Annotated in this window: 15 protein-coding genes; 10 read left to right on the forward strand and 5 right to left on the reverse strand. The window is 69.9% G+C overall.

Annotated elements, in window-relative coordinates; translation table 11 throughout:
* Positions 1–76 precede the first annotated feature (76 nt).
* The 3 genes from HHL15_RS04790 (at position 77) to HHL15_RS04800 (ending at position 3,661) form a co-directional block, all read left to right on the forward strand.
* The gene (locus HHL15_RS04790) at positions 77–1,330 is read left to right on the forward strand and encodes an HD-GYP domain-containing protein (RefSeq protein WP_328824992.1); all 1,254 of its coding nucleotides are present in this window, start codon (positions 77–79) and stop codon (positions 1,328–1,330) included.
* Complete coding sequence (locus HHL15_RS04795) at positions 1,330–3,249, forward strand: hybrid sensor histidine kinase/response regulator (protein ID WP_169144696.1); 1,920 nt, start codon at positions 1,330–1,332, stop codon at positions 3,247–3,249. The genes HHL15_RS04790 and HHL15_RS04795 overlap by 1 nt, the downstream gene beginning before the upstream one ends.
* Before the next feature lie 112 nt (positions 3,250–3,361).
* The gene (locus tag HHL15_RS04800) at positions 3,362–3,661 is read left to right on the forward strand and encodes a hypothetical protein (RefSeq protein WP_169144697.1); all 300 of its coding nucleotides are present in this window, start codon (positions 3,362–3,364) and stop codon (positions 3,659–3,661) included.
* Here the strand turns inward: HHL15_RS04800 and HHL15_RS04805 are convergent.
* Together HHL15_RS04805 and HHL15_RS04810 are read right to left on the reverse strand one after the other, a co-directional pair.
* The gene (locus tag HHL15_RS04805) at positions 3,645–4,073 is read right to left on the reverse strand and encodes a hypothetical protein (protein WP_169144698.1); all 429 of its coding nucleotides are present in this window, start codon (positions 4,071–4,073) and stop codon (positions 3,645–3,647) included. The genes HHL15_RS04800 and HHL15_RS04805 overlap by 17 nt on opposite strands.
* A 156-nt stretch (positions 4,074–4,229) precedes the next feature.
* Positions 4,230–5,141 carry an ROK family protein gene (locus HHL15_RS04810; protein ID WP_169144699.1) on the reverse strand — a complete coding sequence of 304 codons (912 nt, stop codon included), beginning with the start codon at positions 5,139–5,141 and terminating at the stop codon, positions 4,230–4,232.
* Positions 5,142–5,259: 118 nt separating this feature from the next.
* On the opposite strand from HHL15_RS04810, the gene HHL15_RS04815 reads away from it, so the two are divergent.
* The 4 genes from HHL15_RS04815 to HHL15_RS04830 are packed head-to-tail and all read left to right on the forward strand — an operon-like array spanning position 5,260 to position 11,852.
* Positions 5,260–6,612 carry a DUF4062 domain-containing protein gene (locus HHL15_RS04815; RefSeq protein WP_169144700.1) on the forward strand — a complete coding sequence of 451 codons (1,353 nt, stop codon included), beginning with the start codon at positions 5,260–5,262 and terminating at the stop codon, positions 6,610–6,612.
* 10 nt (positions 6,613–6,622) lie between these two features.
* The gene (locus tag HHL15_RS04820; protein ID WP_169144701.1) at positions 6,623–7,561 is read left to right on the forward strand and encodes an AAA family ATPase; all 939 of its coding nucleotides are present in this window, start codon (positions 6,623–6,625) and stop codon (positions 7,559–7,561) included.
* Positions 7,558–8,691 (forward strand): VWA domain-containing protein, encoded by a 1,134-nt coding sequence (locus HHL15_RS26880; RefSeq protein WP_169144702.1) that lies wholly within the window; start codon positions 7,558–7,560, stop codon positions 8,689–8,691. Before HHL15_RS04820 ends, HHL15_RS26880 begins: the two co-directional genes overlap by 4 nt.
* A 2-nt stretch (positions 8,692–8,693) precedes the next feature.
* Positions 8,694–11,852, forward strand: coding sequence for a toll/interleukin-1 receptor domain-containing protein (locus HHL15_RS04830; RefSeq protein ID WP_169144703.1), 3,159 nt, complete (start codon positions 8,694–8,696; stop codon positions 11,850–11,852).
* Positions 11,853–11,857: 5 nt separating this feature from the next.
* Here the strand turns inward: HHL15_RS04830 and rarD are convergent, their stop codons facing one another.
* Entirely contained in the window at positions 11,858–12,766 is a 909-nt protein-coding gene (gene rarD / locus HHL15_RS04835; RefSeq protein WP_328824993.1) for an EamA family transporter RarD, read from the reverse strand.
* A gap of 115 nt (positions 12,767–12,881) precedes the next feature.
* Here rarD and HHL15_RS04840 point away from each other — a divergent pair, with 115 nt between their 5' ends.
* Positions 12,882–13,202 carry a DUF1840 domain-containing protein gene (locus tag HHL15_RS04840; protein WP_169144704.1) on the forward strand — a complete coding sequence of 107 codons (321 nt, stop codon included), beginning with the start codon at positions 12,882–12,884 and terminating at the stop codon, positions 13,200–13,202.
* Positions 13,203–13,240: 38 nt separating this feature from the next.
* Here HHL15_RS04840 and HHL15_RS04845 read toward each other — a convergent pair whose 3' ends face one another.
* The gene (locus tag HHL15_RS04845; RefSeq protein ID WP_169144705.1) at positions 13,241–13,840 is read right to left on the reverse strand and encodes a cysteine hydrolase family protein; all 600 of its coding nucleotides are present in this window, start codon (positions 13,838–13,840) and stop codon (positions 13,241–13,243) included.
* 100 nt (positions 13,841–13,940) lie between these two features.
* On the opposite strand from HHL15_RS04845, the gene HHL15_RS04850 reads away from it, so the two are divergent.
* Both HHL15_RS04850 and HHL15_RS04855 read left to right on the forward strand, forming a co-directional pair.
* Complete coding sequence (locus tag HHL15_RS04850) at positions 13,941–14,828, forward strand: LysR family transcriptional regulator (RefSeq protein WP_169144706.1); 888 nt, start codon at positions 13,941–13,943, stop codon at positions 14,826–14,828.
* Between the two features lie 105 nt (positions 14,829–14,933).
* Entirely contained in the window at positions 14,934–16,583 is a 1,650-nt protein-coding gene (locus tag HHL15_RS04855) for a GGDEF domain-containing protein (protein ID WP_169144707.1), read from the forward strand.
* Here HHL15_RS04855 and HHL15_RS04860 read toward each other — a convergent pair.
* Positions 16,561–17,436: an alpha/beta hydrolase gene (locus HHL15_RS04860; protein ID WP_206198599.1), complete on the reverse strand. Its 876-nt coding sequence runs from the start codon at positions 17,434–17,436 to the stop codon at positions 16,561–16,563. The two genes, HHL15_RS04855 and HHL15_RS04860, sit on opposite strands and share 23 nt — an antisense overlap.
* Between the last annotated feature and the right edge of the window lie 234 nt (positions 17,437–17,670).

A 17,670-nucleotide genomic window follows, 5' to 3' on the forward strand; every position in this document is an offset into this window, starting at 1 on the left:
CGCCGACGGCCGAAAACCTCCATTCATCCGCCCTGACCGTCGCCCGATGCAAGCATCACCGCCCCAGGATTTCGTCGTGACCCCCGACCAGCTGTGCCTCGGGCTGTTCGTGCACATCGACCTGCCCTGGTTCAGCCACCCCTTCAGCTTCAACAGCTTCAAGATCCGCAATGCGGAACAGCTGGCGACGCTGCGCAAGCTGGGCGTCAAGCACTTCCGCTACGACCCGGACCGCTCCGACGTGCAACCGGCCGGGCTATCGGCTGCGCCACAGGTCGAGGCCCCGCCCCCCCCACCGGCCGAGCCGGTGGACGATGGCACGCTGGCGGCCAAGCGCGAGCGCATCGCACGCCTGGCCCAGCGCAAGCGCAAGGTGGTGGAGGTGGAAAAAGCCCTGGTCAAAGCCGCCGGGGTGATGCGCAACATCAGCAAGAACCTCTTCGCGCGCCCCAAGGAATGCATGGAGGAGGTGAGCGAGCTGGTGACCCAGATGGTGGTCGCCTTTCTCGACCAGCCGGAGGTCGCCCTGCACGTGATCGGCGAGCACTCTGGCGGCGAGGAGACCTATTACCACGGCCTCAACTGCTCGATCCTGTCGATGATGCTGGCCAAGGAGCTGGGTTTCCCCCGCGCCCATTGCCAGCTGCTGGGGGTCGGCGCCCTGCTCCACGACATCGGCCTCAACGACATTCCCGACCGGGTGGCCCGCCCGCGCCACGAGCTGACCGCCCCGGAGCGCCACCTGCGGGAGCTCCACTGCGAATACGGCGTTCGCACGGGCAAGCAGATCGGCCTGCCCGAGCCCGTCCTGCGCATCATCGCCCAGCACCACGAGCTGGCCGACGGCAGCGGCTTCCCGAACCGCCTCAAGGGCGACCAGATCGACCCCCTGGCGCGCATCGTGGCGCTGGTCAATTACTACGACAACCTGTGCAATCCAGCGGATCAGGCCAAGGCCATGACGCCCCACGAAGCCCTCTCGCTCATGTTCGCCCAGCGCCGTGCCAAGTTCGACCCCAAGGCCCTGCAGGTCATGATCCGCTGCCTGGGGGTGTATCCGCCCGGCACCGTGGTCAAGCTGTCCAACGACGCCATCGCCCTGGTGGCTTCGGTCAACCCGGTCAAGCCGCTGCGGCCCTGGGTCACGGTCTACGACCCCGGCGTCCCCAAGGATGAAGCCATCATGCTCGACCTGGAAGAGGAGCCGGACATCAACATCGCCAAGGCCCTCAGGCCCATCCAGCTGCCGCCCGAGGTCTACGACTATCTCAGCCCGCGCAAGCGCGTGACCTACTACTTCGACGCCGACTCCAAGAAAGGGCGCACGTGATGACCGCCCCCTACAAGGACGTCCTGCTCGCCGCCGCCGAGGAGATCCTGCTGCTGGTCGACCCGACCAGCCTCTCCATCCTGGCGGCCAACCCGGCCGCCGCGCGCCTGCTCGGCCACCCCGCCGACGCCCTGGTGGGCATGTCCATCACCGACGTGGAGTGCGCCCTCGCCGACCTGTTCTTCTGGGAGGAGGTGCGGGCTGGCGGCGCCATCGACGAGCAAGTGATGGAAGGCCTCTACCGCCGCGCCGACGACAGCCTGCTGGCCGCCCGCAAGACCGTGCACCGCATCCCGGAAGGCGTCCTGGTGCGGGCCTCCGACATCGGCGCCCAGAAGCGCGCCGAGGACGAGCTGGCCCAGATGGCCTCGCGCCTGCGCGCCACCCTGGAGGCGACCGCCGACGGCATCCTGGTGCTCGACCGGGACGACCGGGTGGTCAATCTCAACCGCCGCCTGGCCCAACTCTGGCAGATCCCCGAATCCCTGCTCGCCCGGCACGATGACGAAGCCCTGCTGGAACATTTCTGCCAGGCCGTCGAAGACCCCGCCACCCTGCGCCGCCTGCTGACCGGCCACGGCCGCGACACCCGGGAGACCTTCGACACGGTGTCCCTGCGCGACGGCCGCATCTTCGAGATCAGCTCGCGCCCCGCACGCCACGACGAACAGATGATCGGCCGGGTCTTCTGCATCACCGACGTGACCGAGAGGCAACGCGCTCAGCAGGCCCTGATCACCGCCCGCGACGCCGCCACCGCCGCCAGCCGCGCCAAGAGCGACTTCCTGGCGATGATGTCGCACGAGATCCGGACCCCGATGAACGGCATCATCGGCATGGCCCAGCTGCTCGAGATGGCACCCCACTCGGAAGAGCAGCAGGAGTACATCTCGACCATCCAGAAGAGCGGCGAGGCCTTGCTCGGCATCATCAACGACATCCTCGACTACTCCAAGATCGAGGCCAACAAGATGAGCCTCGAGACCGTCGGCTTCGACCTGCGCCAGCTGGTCCTCGACGTGGAGCGCCTGTTCCGCCCGAAGGCCGCCGAAAAGAAACTGGCCTTCGCCACCTCGGTGGCGGCCAACATCCCGCGGGTGCTGATGGGCGATCCGACCCGCCTCAGGCAGATCCTGGTCAACCTGACCGGCAATGCCTTCAAGTTCACCGCCCACGGCGAAGTCGGCATCCACGTGGCCGGCGTCCCCGGCCAGCCGGGACGAACCAACCTGCGGATCACGGTGAGCGACAGCGGCATCGGCATCGCCCCGGCCAAATGCAAGCACATCTTCACGCCCTTCGAGCAGGCCGACATGTCCACCACCCGCCGCTATGGCGGCACCGGGCTGGGGCTGGCCATCTGCCGCATGCTGTGCGAGCTGATGGGTGGCGAGATCGGCGTGGACAGCGAGGAGGGCGCCGGGTCGCGCTTCTGGTTCACCCTCAACCTGGAGAACGGCGCCGGCGAGGAATCCCAGCCTCCCGAAACGCCCCGCCCCATCCTGCGCCAGAGCACGCGCATCCTGATCGTCGAGGACAACCCCATCAACCGGATGGTGCTGGGGCGCATGCTAGAACGCTTCGGCGCGAAGGAGCTGGCCTACGCCGAAGACGGCCAGGAAGCCCTGGAGAGCTGCGCCACGAAAGCCTACGAGCTGATCTTCATGGATGCCCGCATGCCGCGCCTGGACGGCCTGGCGGCCACCCGGGCCCTGCGCGAAGCCGGCAACCCGGCCTACATCATCGGAGTCAGCGCCGACGCCATGAGCGACGAGCGCAGCAAGGCCCTCGAGGCCGGCATGAACGACTACGTGGTCAAGCCGGTGGCACGCCAGGCCCTGGCCGAAGCCATCCATCGCTGGCGGCAGACCCTCATCGACAGCCACAATGCGGCCAGGGAGGACAGCCAGGAAAGCTGATGGCCCGCAGCCGTGGCACAAAAGTTTGCTTACAAAGGCTCACCACCCGTCACGACGGGCCTGGCTATCCTGCAAGCGCGTCCGGTTCAACCGGAACCTTGAGGAGAATACGATGAGCCCCCTGAAACTGCTGACCGCCTGCCTGATCGCACTGGGCACCCTGAGTGTGTCCCTCCCCGCCAGCGCCGACCGGGGCGAACATCGGGGACACCACAAGCACTGGGAACGTCATGACCACCGCCATCGGCATCATGATGAATACCGTTATTACCGCCCCTATCGGGCTCCGGTCGCCGTGATGCCCGCGCCGGTCTATGTGCCGCAACCGGTGTACCCGGCGCCGGCCTACGCCTACTCCCGCGATCCCGCCGTGGTGATCGGCATACCGCCGCTGGTCATCCCCCTGCGCTGAGCCTGGCGCGCACACCCTGGCGCAGCGCCAGGGTGAGGGGATCGGGGCCAGAGAACGCCAGCCGCAGGGCCGGATGCTCGGCCTCCCCCACCGCAAAGACGCTCCGCACCCAGCGCATCTGGGCTGCACCGGCCTCGTCGATCAAGCCCTGGAGAATGGTCACGCAGCCCTCGGCGCCCGCTTCTATCATCAGGTTCAGGCGATTGTCGAGTTCGGCCCGATCGACCGCGTAGAGCACATCGTCCTGCCGCAGGGCCTGGCCGCGCAGACAGCTGCTGGTCGCCCCCAGGAGCAGGCGTCCGGCCAGGAAATGCAGGCGCTGCGCGGCATCCGCCTGCGCCAGCAGCAGGCTGCCGAACAGGTCCGTGAGGTGCAGGCTGGCGCATTGTGCCGATTCCGGTTGGATCCACATGGGCGGGCTCTCGTTGAGGGTGATGACCGGGCTCCCTTGGCGGCCACAGGCCGGGGGAATCGAATTGCTGCGGGCGATCCAGGCGGTTTCCGCCCGACAGGGTCGGACGCCATGCGCACGCAGCTGCCCATTCTGCGCCAGTTGCGGCTGAATGTGTCAGCTGTCGCGGGCGTTCACCGGCCACAGCCAGGCCGCCCCGCGCACCCCCGATGCATCCCCGTGCAGGGCCGGCGCCAGGCGTGTCGCCACCTCATCCGAGAACACGTGCGGGCACCACAAGCGGGGGACTGACTCGTATAGACGGGCCAGGTTGGAAAGCCCGCCGCCCAGCACGATCACATCCGGATCGAGAATATTGATGACGCCGGCCAGCGCCCTCGCCAGGCGTGTCTCATAAGCCTGCAGGCTGGCCTCGCAGGCCGCATCCCCGGTCGCCGCCGCGGCCACGATGGCCTCCGGGGCCAGGCGGAGGCCGCTGTCGCGGGCATGCAGGGCGGCCAGGCCCGGGCCGGACAGATAGGTCTCGATGCAGCCCGCCCGGCCGCAATAGCACGGCGGCAGCGGCAGATCGGCCCCCTCCGGCAGGGGCAAGGGGTTGTGCCCCCACTCACCGGCAATCGCATTGACCCCCTCGACGACCTCTCCGCGGATCGCGATCCCGCCACCCACGCCGGTGCCGATGATGACCCCAAACACCACATCGGCCCCCGCCGCAGCCCCGTCACCCGCCTCGGACAATGCCAGGCAGTTGGCGTCGTTGGCCAGCCGGACCTCGCGCCCCAGGGCGGCCGCCAGGTCCGCCGCCAGTGGCCGGCCGATCAGGCAGGTGGAGTTGGCGTTCTTGATCAGGCCGCTGCGCCGGGACGGCGCGCCGGGCATCCCGACGCCCACCGTTCCGCGCTGCCCGAGTTCGGCCTCGACACCGTGCACCAGGCCGGCCACCGCCGCCACCGTGCCCGCATAGTCGCCCTGCGGCGTCGCCACCCGCCGCCGCGCCAGGGTCTGGCCGCCGCGGCCGAGGGCGATGATCTCGATCTTCGTGCCGCCAAGGTCGATGCCGATACGCATGCTCAATCGTCTCCGCAAATGGGCGCCCGATGATAAGCCTTACTCCCCGTGGCAAACGACGGATGACTGGCATATTCTTCAGGCACGCCACGCGCAGGCCAGGAGGAGCGTTCCCACCATGCCCCACGAAGCCGGACAGTCCGAGATCGGCCAGATCTTCGTGAGCGCCACCGCCCAGGACTGCAAGGTCTACCGGGAAGCCGTGCGGGACTTCATCCACGACAACCTCGAGTCGACCAGGATCTTCCTCCAGGAGAACTGGGCCGCCGGCGGCCAGTATGTCGAGAAGGTGTGCAAGCGCAAGGTGCAGGAATCGGACGCCTACCTCGGCCTGTTCGGCCACCGCTACGGCTGGACCCCGCCGCTGCAGCGGCGCTCCATCACAGAACTCGAATTCCGCTGGGCGGTCGAGCGCTGGGGTGCGGGCGAGGCGCCGATCTTCATCCTGCGCCCGGTGCCCGGCAGCGAGGCCGACCAACATCTGCGAGACCAGGCCGCCCTGCTCCACGCGCAGCTGCCCCCCGCCGACGCCGAGGCCGACCGGGCCGCCCAGCAGCAATTTCTCGCCAGCGTCGATGACTGGGCCGGCGGACGCATCCAGGTCTTCTACCGGACCCCACTGCAGCTGGTCGGCAAGGCCCTGTGCTGCATCAAGGACTGGGATCAGGAAGTGCTCCGCAATGCCTCGCGGGGCCGTTACGCAGCCGCCGGCGACATCCCCCGTGACGAGCTCGGCCGGATCGGCCGCGACGCGCAGATCAGCGCCCTCGAAAACGCCCTCGAAGCCTTCCGCGAGCGCAAGACCGAGCGCGCCGCGGCCTTTCTCGTCCATGGCCCGGAAAGCCACGGCCAGCTGGAGTTCGTCGAATTCCTGCGCAACTGGCACGACGAATGGGACGGGATGGACGTCCATTGCGGCCAGGCCGACGAACCCGACAGCGCCGAGTCCCTCATCTGCTGGACCTGCAGCCAGCTCGGCGAACCCCTGCTCGGCGAGCCCGGCATCGAGGCCCTCGCCGGCCTCCTCGCGGTACGCCTGGCCGGGCGCTCGGTGGTCATCATCCTGCGCACCGCCGGGCTCGAGGCGACCCGGCTGGCGCTCTTCCAGCAGCGCTTCTGGCTGCCCCTGAAGGCCGCCCTTACCACCCGCCCGCCAGCCGGCAAGGGGCGCCTGTACTGCTTCCTGGCCGACCACGCCGCCCTGCCGCCGGGCCCCGACGCCGCCTTCCGCAGCGCCGGCCTGGACGCGGACGACGTGGACTACCGCCAGATCCTGGCCTTGCCGCCCTTGGGCCCCATCAGCGCGCGGCAGGTGCGCAGCTGGCTGGCCGACATCCGGACGAGCGCCGGCGTGCGCGTCGGCGAAGCCGAGCGGGAGAGCATCGCCGAGCACGCCACCACCCCCGACGGCAATCCCCCCCACGTCTTCAACCGATTGATCCTGCACGGCTTCTGGAGCCGCGCCCGCTGAGGAACCCACCGTGCCCGACACCCCGCCCTACACCGAATTCAGCGGCAACCGCGCCACCGGCTACGTGGCCGCCCCCCACACCGCCACCATCATAAACCTGGCCATCCGCCTGGGCCGGCCGCTGCTGGTGGAAGGTGAGGCGGGCTGCGGCAAGACCCGCCTGGCCAGCGCCATCGCCGAGGAGCTGGGCATCGACCTCACCGTGATGACGGTCAAGAGCACCAGCCAGGCCCGCGACCTGCTCTACCGCTTCGACGCCCTGCGACGCCTGCAGGACGCCCAGGACCCGGCCAATCGCAGCGCCCGCCAGGTGCATCCCTACATCGACCTGGAACCCCTCGGCCACGCCATCCGCGAAGGCCGGCCGCAGGTGGTCCTGATCGACGAGGTGGACAAGGCCGACATCGACTTCCCCAACGACCTGCTCGACGTCCTCGACCGCTTCGAGTTCGACATCGAGGACCTGCCCCGCACCGAGGACGACGCCTGCCGCCAGGCCCGCGGCTTCGGCCGCCACGTCACCGGCCCCGAGGGCGGCGTGCGGCCCATCGTGCTCATCACCAGCAACCGCGAGAAGCAGCTCCCCGAACCCTTCCTGCGCCGCTGCCTGTACGTCCAGCTCGACTTCCCCGCCGACCAGCCCGGCATGCTGGCCGACATCGTGCGCAAGAACCTCGACGCCCGCAGCGAGCAGATCAGCGACGAACTCATCACCGGTGCCGTGGAGCGTCTGTGCCGCATCCGCGAACGGGGCCGCGAGCTGGGCATGCAGAAGCTCCCCGCCACCAGCGAGCTGGTGGACTGGGTGCGCGTGCTGCACTGGCAGGGCCGCAAGGCCGAAGCCGTGTCGGTCGACAGCCTCGATGCCGTGGATCAGGCCGTGCTCTTCAAGGTCCGCCAGGACATCGAACGCTACCGCGCCCGCACCGACGACGAGGCCGGGCGGTGAGCCACACCCTGCCGCCCCTGCTGCTCGGCCTGTTCCGCGAGCTCAAGGCGCATGGCGTGCCGGTCGGCGTGCGCGACTACCTGGACGGCATCGAGGCCCTGCGCCTGGGCTTCGGCCACGGCGACCGGGCCGCCCTGCGCGACCTGGCGGTGGCCCTGTGGGGACGCAGCGACGAGGAACGCCGCCTCATCAGCCGCTGGTTCGACGTATTGCCGGCCCCCGACGGAGCCCTCACCGACGCCATCCACGCCAGCCTGTCCGCCCTGGACACCCACGACAGCGACGGTACATCGCCCTCTGGCACCGCTCCACCTCCCGGCCGCGGCTCCTCGTCCGGCGCTGCGCCCCCGGTCCGCCCACCCCCCGTCGAGGCTGACGCCCAGGCCGCTGAAGCCCGCGCCGCCATGGCCCGGGTCGCCTTCGCCGCCGCCCGCGAAGGCAGCGGCCTGCCGATCCCCCGCCTCGCCACCACCCCGCAGATCGGCGAAGACTACGTGCTCATACCCCAGCCCCTCGTCAGCCCGCGCGACCTGGCCGTGCTGTGGCGGCGCTACCGGCGCAGCACCCGCCACGGCCCACGCACCGAGCTGGACCTGGCCGCCACCCTGCGCGAACGCTGCCGCCGCGGGCTGCTGTGCCAGCCCGTATGCCGCCCCCGCCGCAGCAACAGCGCCCGCCTGCTGATCCTCGCCGACGCCAGCCCAAGCATGGACCCGTGGCGCCCCTTCCTCGCCACCCTGGCCGAATCCCTGCCCCTGGGCCGCCTGGGCCAGGCCGAGGTGCACTACTTCAACAACCTGCCCCGCCGCCAGCTGTTTGCCACACCCGGTCTGGCCAAGGCAGCAGAGCGGGATGAGATCCTGCGCCGCCATGCGGGTGCCGGCCTACTGGTGGTGAGCGACGCCGGCAGCGCCCGGGGCGTGCTCAACCGCCGCCGGGCCCTCCAGACCGCCACCTTCCTCGAGGACGCCCGCAAGTTCTGCCCCACCGCCGTGTGGCTCAACCCGATGCCGCGGAGCCGCTGGGCCGGCACCACCGCCGGCCTCATCGCCGACGGCCCGGTGCGTATGCTCCCCCTGGACGCCGCCCACCTGCTGCGCGCCATCGACATCCTGCGCGGCAACAAGTAGCCATGCCCTACCCCGCCGCCCTCGGCCACCGCCCGCTGGAAGTCGACGAAGCCTACGCGGCACTCACCCAGTACGCCGCCGACTACGGCCGCGAACCCCTGCTGCTGCTGATGCACGCCGCGGTGCCGGAAACCCTGCGGCCCGACCTGCTCAACCTGATCCGGGTGAACTTCCTCGCCGCCCGCGGCCCCGACACGAGCCTGGAGGCGGACGTCCTGTTCTCCCCCCTCGCCACCGCCCTGGGCGGCGGCTACTACCGCATCGACGCCCAAGTGCGCTGGCATTGCCTGGTGATGCTGCGCTCCCTCTACCGTCACGACCCGCGGCCGCGCATCCGGCGCATTGCCGAGCTGCTGTGGCGCTACGTGGAGGCCCGCGAGCACCAGGCCAGCCGTGCCGCCGACCCGCAGCTGGCGGAGTTTCTCGACATCCAGCGCTGGGTCGCCCTGGCCTTCCTCGAGCCGGGCAGCGCCGCCCACGCCTTTGCCGATGCCCTGCGCCAGGCCGGCGACAGCCGCAGCGAGGTCACCCTGCGCCTGGGCGGACTCGCCGCCGCCATCGAGATCCCCCTGGCCGGCCAGCCGGAGCTGCTGGCCTACGCCCGCGGGCTGGACGCCCTCGCCGGCGGCAACGAGGAGGCCGGCCGGCAACTGCTCGAAGCCCTCGGCGACGGGGACATCCGGGTCGGCGACATCGTCCTGCGCCCGGGCGAACTGCTCGCAGATTCAGCGGCCCCCTCGCTCCGGCCGGACACGAAGGGAACACCAGCGTCCCGCCGCATCTGCCTGGTTCTGGCCGGCCGGGGCAGCACTCGCGACCCGATGGACGGATCACTCATCGATTTCGAGGCCCTCTACCCGGCCATTACGCAGGGCCTTGCCCGCCTCGATATCGCCAGCCGGCGCTTCGACCTGCCCGCCTCCGACAGCATCCAGATCCTGCTCGACGCCGACCTGGTACTCGGCGACCTGAGCGGCGCCGACCCGGACACCTGTTACCAACTGGGCCTGGCCCTGGCCCTGCGGCCCGAGGGTGTCCAGCTCATCGCCCGGCGCGACAGCTGGCAGGGCGTGGACGCCCTGGCGCTGGGGCTGATCCACGAATACGATGCCCCGGAATCCACGCCGGCCGGACTCGCCCGCTTCGCCGCCTGGCTGGCCGGCAGCCTGCAAGGCCCCGGCACCCCGCTGGCACGCAGCCCGGTCTATCTCGACCTGGACCTGCGCCCTCCCCACCTGGACGAGGACGCCATCGCCCAGCCCCTGCCTGCCTGGCCCTCCCGCCCGCAGGCCCTGCTGATCCAGGCGCACGGCCTGCGCGTCGACCCGGCAAGCGGGCGCAGCATCGATCTGGACGATAGCCGGGCAAGCCTGGGAAGGGCGCTCCAGGGCGCCGGGATCGACATCCGGAGGGCCGACGACGACGCCACGCCGGGCTCACCCGACTTCCTGCGGCAGCTCCTGGAGGCCGACCTGGTGGTCGCCGACCTGAGCACCCTGCCGCCGGACACCCTGCTCCAGCTCGGCCTGCGCCACGGCCTGCGGCCCGGCCGCAACCTGCTGCTGGCCGAAGCGGAGACCCCGCTCCCGATCAGCCTGCGCAGCCAGAAGGTGCTGCGCTACAAGCGGGTGAACACCCACCTGGACACCCGCGAACAGGCAGACCTGAACGCCATGCTGCAGGCCGCCCTGGTGCACCTGCTGGCCCAGACCCGCGCCGACAGCCCGGTCTACGAAGCACTCCCGGCCCTGCACCCCCCCAGCCCGCGCCCGGCCCGCATCTTCGTGTCCTACCCCCAGACCTACACACCCTACGTCCGCCCCCTGGTCGCCGCCCTCAAGGGCCTCGGTCTCGAGGTCAGCTGGGACATGGATCTCTCGTCCGGTCACGACTGGGCCACAGCCCTGAGCCGGATGCTGGAAGAAGCCGACGCGGTGATCTGTGTCGCTGGCCGGGACACCGCGGCACGGGAATTCCCCATGGCCGAGATCCAACGGAGCGTCGAACTGGGCAAGCGCTTGATCCCGGTGCTGGTCGAGCCCATCGACGCCCCGCCCGAGCTCACCTCACGCAGCGCCGCCAACCCCGAACGGAACGGGCGGCTGCGCTATCTGCTGGACGGCTGGCGGGAGGACGACTTCGACGCCCTGGTGGCGGAAATTGCAGAACGCATCCGCACGCGCCTTGGCGCACCGGAGCAGGCACCGCCAGCTGATTCCAACGGCCAGGCCACCCGCCAGCTCAGCATCCGGGTCCTGCGGGCCGGACAGCTGGAGGTCCAGTGTGCCGACGAAAGCGGACGCCACGACTGGAGGCAGGCCTACGACCCGGCTGCGGTCGCCCTCGCTGCCGACACTTTCCAGCACCAGACACCAAGGACCGGACAAGCCCTCGACGTCCTCACCGACCTGCTCATCCCCTCTGCCCTTGCCGGACTTCCACGCGCCTCCGCCTACCGCTTGATCCTCGGCCCCGAAGCCGTGCCCTGGCCTTGGGAGCTGATGCTGTCCTGGCGCCTGCACGCATTGCGCAAGGCCATCCCGGTGCTGCGCCGGAGCGACGGCAATCTCTTCTCGGTATTGCGTGAGCCGCCCCGCCGGGCCCTGCTGGTTCATTCCCGGCCTCAGTCCGAAGCCCCGATCCGCGCGGACGGACTTGACGCCCTCCAGGGCGCGGGCTTCGAGGTCACCATCAGCACGGGCGAGCCACGGGAGACCCTCCTGGCGCTCACCTCCGGCGATTTCGGCCTGGTCATCATCAATGGTCGCTCGAGCGCCGGAGACGGGCGCGCCGGGATGCTCCTCGGCGACGGCGTGGCCTTGGGCAGCGAGGACCTGGCCCAGATGCGCCTCACCCCGGAAGTCGTGATCCTGCACGCCCCGGAAGTCGACCACGGCGGGCTGGCCAGCCTGATGGCGCCGGCCCTGCAGAAGGCTGGGGTGCGCTGCGTGGTGGCGCCCGCCTGGGGCACCGGGGGCCCGGCCGATGCGGCCTACCACGACACCCTGCTGAGCCTGCTGGCCGGCGGCGAGCGCTTCGCGGACGCCCACGCCGGCGCAGTGGCGGCCTGCTTCGACGCCGCCCCGCAGGACGGCCAGTGGGCAGCCTACCAGGCCTGGGGCGAGCCGGACTTCCGCTTCCCCGGCCTGGCGCCTGCCTGAACGGCTCAGCCGGCCCGGGCCGCCCGGTATTTCTGCCAGCCGCTCCAGCTGTACAGCCCCAGGCCGGCCCAGATCAGCGCAAAGGTGAACAGGCGGGCCGGCTGCAGGGGTTCACCGAAGATCAGCACCGCCGTGAGGAACTGCAGGGTCGGATTGATGTACATGAGCATGCCCACCGTAGCCAGGTTGAGGCGCTGGGTGGCCGCCGCAAAGAACATCAGCGGCAGGGCGGTGATCGCCCCGGCAGCGGCCAGCATCGACTGGGTGGAAGCATCGAAGCCGGTGAACACACCGTGTCCCTGGCCACCCTGCCACAGCGCATAAATGCCGATCAGGGGCAGCATGGAGAGGGTCTCCAGCCACAACCCGGACAAGGCATCCACCTGCACCTGCTTGCGCACCAGGCCGTACAGCCCGAAGCTGGCCCCCAGGAAGATCGAGATCCAGGGCAGGCTGCCGAGGGTCAGGAACTCGCTGCCCACCGCCGCCAGGGCCAGGGCCACCGAGGCCCATTCCTTGCCATTGAGCCGCTCCTTGAGCACCAGCATGCCCAGCAGCACATTGACCAGCGGCGTCAGGAAGTAACCCAGGCTGGAGGCCACCACCTGGCGCTGGTCCACCGCCCACAGGAAGGCCAGCCAGTTGGATCCCACCAGCAGTGCCGCCACGAACAGGCGCAGCACGGTGCCCGGCCGCCGCGCCGCCGCCAGGGTGGGGCCCCAGTGACGACGGGCGGTGAGGATCAGGCTGACGAAGACACAGCCCCACACCGCCCGATTGCACAGCACGTCCATCGGGCTCACATGCCCGAGCTGCCGGAAGAACAAGGGAAAGAAACCCCAGATGCCATAGGCACCGAGGCCGAAGGCGATGCCGGCGAGAGTGGTGCGAGGATCCACGGGATTGACGGGCACGGAAGCTAGGCCCTCCAACTTACCACCAGGGCCGCATGGACACCCTTGGGGTTTTCCTCCACGCCGGCCCGCGGGCCTACAATGCCGTCATTCCACTGTGAGGATCCTTTTACCCATGCTGATCATCTTCAAATCCCCGGCCGGCGGCGACGTCATCATGTTCGAGAAGAACGGCAAGGACATGCTCGAGGTGCTGGGCAAGGACCCGGCCGACGCCAAGGGCATCGTCACCGTCGAGCAGCTGCCTGCCGCCATCGACACCCTCAAGGCCGCCATCGCCGCCGACAAGGCCCGCCAGGCCGAACAGGGCGAGCCGGACGATGCCGACGCCAAGCCCGGCAGCGGCAATGTCAGCTTCTTTCAGCGGGCCGTGCCCCTGCTCGAACTGCTCGAGCGCTCCCTCAAGGACAGGAAGCCTGTCACCTGGGGCGTGTAGGGGCGGTGCAGGGGCGGCTTCAGCCGCCCACCTCCTGCTCAGTCCGCAATCGCCTCCCCGCCCGGCACCACCACCGCGAACAGGTCACCCAGGGCCGCCAGCGCTACAGCCTGCACGGTCGCCGCTTCCACGACGCCACCACCCGGCATCGGCAGCGGGCGGGTTGCGGTGGCCGCCGCCGGCACCGTCACCGCGAAGCCCAGGTTGAAGGCGCCCCGGGTCGTCGAGTTGATGCACATGTGGGTCATGAAGCCGACCACCACCAGGTTCTTCACGCCGGCCGCCTTCAGGCGTTCCTCGAGGTCGGTGCCGACGAAGGAGTTCGGATAGTGCTTGATCACCACCGCCTCGCCCTCCTGCGGCGCCACCTTGGCGGCGATCGCGCCGTTTTCCGCGCGGATGTCGTAGGGCGAGCCCGGGCCGGCGTCGTGCTGGATGTGGATCACCGGGATGCCGAGGCCACGGGCCCGGGCCAGCAGGCGGGCACATTCGTCCAGCGCCGGCTCGACGCCGGTGAGCTGCATGATGCCTTCCCGGTAGGTGTTCTGCGCATCGACGATGATCAGGGCCGACGCGGACAAGGGCGCGGGCTCGGCGGGCAGGCCGGAAAGCTGGCGAAGGGTGTGGGCTGCAGTCATGTGGGTCTCCGTTGGGTGGGTTGCAGTAAATCAGTGCGCACAGGCTAAACTCCGGCCACCCCTGCGCAAATAGACATCCATACCCGAGACACCTGCAAAAATGCAGCCCCCCTCCACAGTCCCCAACTGGGACGACCTGCGCTTTCTCGCCACCATCGGTCGGGAAGGCACCCTGGCCGCCACGGCCCGCCGCCTCGGCGTGGACCAGACCACCGTGGCCCGCCGGCTGCGCGCCCTGGAGGAGGCCCTCGGCACCCCTCTCTTCGAGCGCAATGACGGCCGCTGGCAGCCGACGCCGGTCGGCATGCGGGTGCTGGAACGCTGCAGCCGCATCGAGGACGAGGTGGCCGGCGTGATCCGGGTGGCCGACGCCGGCACCCAGGCCATCAGCGGCCTGGTGCGCATCACGGCCGTCAGTGCGCTGATCGGCGATTACCTGGCCGGCCAGCTGGGCAGCCTGTACGCCCTGCACCCCGAGCTGAGCATCGAGCTGATCGCCAGCAACGACAACCTCAGCGTGTCACGCCGGGAGGCGGACATCGCCATCCGCCTGGCGCGGCCGGCCAGCGGCGACTTCCTGATCCGCAAGCTGGCCGACGTGGGCTTTGCCATCTACGGGGCGGCCCAGGGCGACCTGCCGGTACGCCCCGGTGACTGGGTCGCCTACAACCCCGACCTCGACCACACCCCGGAGATGCGCCAGCTGACCGCCATGCTGGGGGACGGGCGGATCCGCCTGCGCTCCAACAGCCTGCGCGGCCTTGCCCGCGCGGTGGCGGACGGCATCGGCCAGGGCATCCTGCCGTGCTTCCTGGCCGACCCCGACACCCACCTGACCCGCCTGTCCGGTCCTCAACCCGTGTTGAGCCGCGAAGTGTGGATGCTGATCCACCCTGACGCCCGCCAGCAGGCCCGCGTTGCGGCCACCGCCGACTGGCTGGTGCGACGCTTCGAGGCCACTGCAGGGATTTTCAGCGGCACGCTTTGAGTGATCAGCCTTTGCGTTTGCCGCAGATCAGAATAAGAGGAATTTTCCCGTTCCGTGCAGTAGTTGAGCAGGCGAAGCGACAGCCCCTTCGGATAAGATCGGGCGATGCTCCTGAAACGATTTTTTACAAGCCTTCTCAGCCGGATGATTCTCTTCGGGCTGCTGCTGGTGCTGCTCGGCGGCGGGGCCCGGTACGTCTTTCTGTCCAGGTTCCTGCAGGAGGATCTGACCCAGGTGGTATCGGCCCAGCAGAAGGCCCTGGCGGAGGCCGTAGCCCAGGACATCGATGGCAAGCTCGTGGAGCGGCTCAACCTGCTCGCCCAACTGGGCAAGACGCTGCCACCAGAATTGCTGACCCAACCGGCCCGGCTGGAAGCCTGGCTCGCCGAACGGCACGAGCTCCACCCGGTGTTTTCCCTTGGCATGGTGGTGGCCGACCCACAGGGCCGGGTCATTGCCGACTTTCCACCGATCAGCGGACGCCGGGGTGCATCCCTGGCTGGACAGGCCAACTTCCGCGCCGCGGCAGAGGGCAAGGGCGGCGTCGGACAACCCCGGCGCGGGGATTTTTCCCATCAGTGGATGCTGCCGATCGGCAGGGCGGTGAAAGACGCCGACGGCAGTGTCCGAGCTGTCCTGATCGGCATCACCGCCCTCAACACCCCCGGCTTCCTGGACAGGATCTCCCACGGACGGATCGGGGAGGCCGGTAGCTTCCTGCTGGTGTCGCCGGCCGACAAGCTTTTCATCGCCGCCGGCGACCCCGACCTGGTGATGAAGCCGACCCCGCCCCCGGGCGTCAACCTCCTGCACGACAAGGCCATGGCCGGCTTCCGCGGAACCGGCATCACCGTCAATGCCAAAGGCGTTGAAGAGCTGGCCACCATGGTCAGCGTGCCGAGCACCGGCTGGTTCGTGGTGGCCCGGCTACCCACCTCCGAGGCCTTCGCTCCGGTGCGCCGCGCCCAGGACACGGTGATCCGGCACAGCTTCACAGCGATGTTGATGGTCCTGCTGGTGGCCGGCTTCTTCATCCGCGCCATGCTCGGCCCGCTGCACCGGGCCGCCCAGCTTGCCGACCGGATGACCCAGGGGGACATCCCGATGCAACCCCTGCCGGTGGTTCGCAATGACGAAGTGGGGCACCTCACCGTGGCCTTCAACCAGCTCCTGGACAAGCTGCGCAACAGCCAGGTGGAGCTGGAACGCCTGGCCCACCACGACAGCCTCACCGGCCTGCCCAACCGCCTCCTGCTGGCCGACCGCATGCAGCAGGGGCTGGCCCGGGCGCGACGCAACGGCACCCGGATCGCCGTGCTCTACCTGGACCTGGACGGCTTCAAGCCGATCAACGATGAGCTTGGACACGAGGCCGGCGACCAGGCGCTGATCGAAGTCGCCCGGCGCCTGTCGGCCACCCTGCGCCGCAGCGACACCCTGGCCCGGATCGGTGGCGACGAGTTCGTGCTGCTCGCCACCGACCTGTCCGGCGACTGGCAGGAGAGCGCCATCAGCCTGGCCAGCAAGTGCATCACGATCCTGTCGGCCGGCGTCGAGCTGGATGGGCGTGCCCGCGCGCTGGGGGCCTCCATCGGCATCGCGGCGAGCGCCGGGCACGACACGCCGGAGGCCATCCTGTTCGCCGCCGACGAGGCCATGTACGACGCCAAGCGCGCCGGCCGGGGCCGCTACGCCATGGCCCCGGACAAGCACGATGACAAAGCCCGGGGGGTCAGCGGGGCCCTGCGTCCATGAGCGCCAGCAGGCTGCGCAGCTGAATGCCTTGCGGGCGGGCCAGGTCGTCCAGCACCGAGAAGTGGTGGCAGCCGGGCAGGGGCAGATAACTGACCTGCTCGCCGGCCTGCACGCCGGCCACCGCATAGTCGCGGGAATGCCGCAGCAGCTCCGGCAGTTCGTCATTGCCCACGGTGACCAGGGTGGGCACGCCCCTGCCGATCTGGCGCAGGGGGCTGAAGGCGGCGATCTCGGCCGGCGTCAGCTGCAACTTGTCGTTGAGCCAGCACAGGCTGATCGGCTCCAGGTCCACCAGGGCGCTGATCGGCATGGCATGGGTGAGCGCCGGATGGCTGCGGAAAAGCGCCGTGAGGTGGCCCCCGGCGGAGTGCCCGCTCAGCACCACGCGCCGCCCGCGCAGGCCGAACTCGCCCTCGCTGGCGGCCAGATGGTCGAGGAGCCGGCCGATGTCGCCGACGATCCGGCTCATCGAGGCCTCGGGCGCCAGGGTGTATTCCGCCAGCACCACGTCGAAGCCCTGCTCCAGGGGCCCCCGGGCGATGAAGGCGAAGTCTTCCTTGGTGGTGGCCTGCCAGTAGCCGCCATGGATGAAGATGAACACCGGCGCATCCGGGCGCCCGCAGCCGAACCAGTCGAAGCGCTGGCGCGGGCCGGGCCCGTAGGCGCCGTCGCGCAGGCAGGGGTGTTCCCAGTAGAGGCGGGCGCTGCGGGCCTGGAAGTCGGCCAGGATGGCCGGGAAGCCCGGCACGGCGCGGGTGTTGTTGTAGGCCAGCTCGAGCTGCGCCCGATCCAGCCCGCGATAGAGGGGCTGGCCGGCGGCCGGCATGGATTCGTCGCGCGCAGGAGTGCTCATGGCAGGTAACCGGTATCGAAAATGACCCGGCGATCCTGAACAAATCCGCCACGCCTGACTATCCGGATCCGCGGCCGGATGTGTCCGGCTTTTCCGGCCAGACAGCCACTGCGCAGACTGCGTCGACGGACTCCGGCGTCACGGACTCTGCGGCTAAAATAGGCTCGCCCGCGGCCTCCCTCAAGCCGGCATTCTGCCGCGGCCTTGGTCGCTCCTCCACCCTGCCCGCCCCGC

Source organism: Zoogloea dura (assembly GCF_012927165.1).
GTDB lineage: Bacteria > Pseudomonadota > Gammaproteobacteria > Burkholderiales > Rhodocyclaceae > Zoogloea > Zoogloea dura.

What these genes read in the sequence shown, in the direction of transcription:
- HHL15_RS04810 (WP_169144699.1), bottom strand. Translation starts at nt 5,141, where the DNA reads ATGCGTATCGGCATCGACCTTGGCGGCACGAAGATCGAGATCATCGCC.
- HHL15_RS04855 (WP_169144707.1), top strand. Translation starts at nt 14,934, where the DNA reads ATGCTCCTGAAACGATTTTTTACAAGCCTTCTCAGCCGGATGATTCTC.
- HHL15_RS04850 (WP_169144706.1), top strand. Translation starts at nt 13,941, where the DNA reads ATGCAGCCCCCCTCCACAGTCCCCAACTGGGACGACCTGCGCTTTCTC.
- HHL15_RS04860 (WP_206198599.1), bottom strand. Translation starts at nt 17,436, where the DNA reads ATGAGCACTCCTGCGCGCGACGAATCCATGCCGGCCGCCGGCCAGCCC.
- HHL15_RS04840 (WP_169144704.1), top strand. Translation starts at nt 12,882, where the DNA reads ATGCTGATCATCTTCAAATCCCCGGCCGGCGGCGACGTCATCATGTTC.
- HHL15_RS04815 (WP_169144700.1), top strand. Translation starts at nt 5,260, where the DNA reads ATGCCCCACGAAGCCGGACAGTCCGAGATCGGCCAGATCTTCGTGAGC.
- HHL15_RS04845 (WP_169144705.1), bottom strand. Translation starts at nt 13,840, where the DNA reads ATGACTGCAGCCCACACCCTTCGCCAGCTTTCCGGCCTGCCCGCCGAG.
- HHL15_RS04805 (WP_169144698.1), bottom strand. Translation starts at nt 4,073, where the DNA reads ATGTGGATCCAACCGGAATCGGCACAATGCGCCAGCCTGCACCTCACG.
- HHL15_RS04800 (WP_169144697.1), top strand. Translation starts at nt 3,362, where the DNA reads ATGAGCCCCCTGAAACTGCTGACCGCCTGCCTGATCGCACTGGGCACC.
- HHL15_RS04830 (WP_169144703.1), top strand. Translation starts at nt 8,694, where the DNA reads ATGCCCTACCCCGCCGCCCTCGGCCACCGCCCGCTGGAAGTCGACGAA.
- HHL15_RS04795 (WP_169144696.1), top strand. Translation starts at nt 1,330, where the DNA reads ATGACCGCCCCCTACAAGGACGTCCTGCTCGCCGCCGCCGAGGAGATC.